Below are 704 nucleotides of genomic sequence, written 5' to 3' on the forward strand. Positions count from 1 at the left end.
ACGCCTGAATTAAGCCGCGCCGCGAAGCGGCGTCGGCTTGAATGAATTGTTAGGCCTTTTTGATACAGAGCCGTGGCATGAGCGCAAACACGCCCCAGCCCAAGTACTCTCGCGTGTAAGCTGCATGGCGTTCCGGCTCCGAGATGAGTTTAGACCGAATCTCCTCCTCCAACTCATCGTTAGGATTCGCTTCAAGCCATCGGCGCATGGTGAGCCACTTGGCCGCTTCGTACCTGTCCCAACCGTCTTGATTGGCTAGAACCATCTCTACAACGTCATAGCCGAGGTTGCCAAAAGACGCGATAAGCTCTGGAAGACTGAGAAAGTCAGAGATTGAGTTGGCAAGACACCCTTTGGCAATCTCTTCTGTTGGTGGCAATTGCCGCCAGTAAGGCTCACCGATCAGGATGATTCCGCCTGCGCGCAGGCTTTGCGCAAGAAGCTTGATGGTGCCAGCGATGCCTCCACCAATCCAGGTAGCACCGACACAAGCTGCCACATCAGCCTTTTCGTCGGAAACATAACCCGCTGCATCGTCATGAATGAACTTGACTTGATGTGAAACACCGAGTTCTTCAGCGCGCTTTTTCGCCTGTTCGGTGAACAACGAACTCATGTCGATGCCGGTGCCGACAATGTCGTGATCACGTGCCCAAGTGCACAGCATCTCGCCTGAACCGCTACCAAGGTCGAGTACTCGTGCT

Annotated in this window: 1 protein-coding gene; it reads right to left on the minus strand. The window is 54.3% G+C overall.

The window, feature by feature from the left end:
• Positions 1 to 49: 49 nt before the first annotated feature.
• The coding region (locus HP566_RS04415; RefSeq protein WP_249976050.1) for an SAM-dependent methyltransferase at positions 50 to 704 on the minus strand (655 nt) is incomplete at its 5' end.

It is taken from the genome of Vreelandella olivaria (genome assembly GCF_023507745.1).
In the GTDB taxonomy this organism is placed as follows: Bacteria; Pseudomonadota; Gammaproteobacteria; order Pseudomonadales; family Halomonadaceae; genus Vreelandella; species Vreelandella olivaria_A.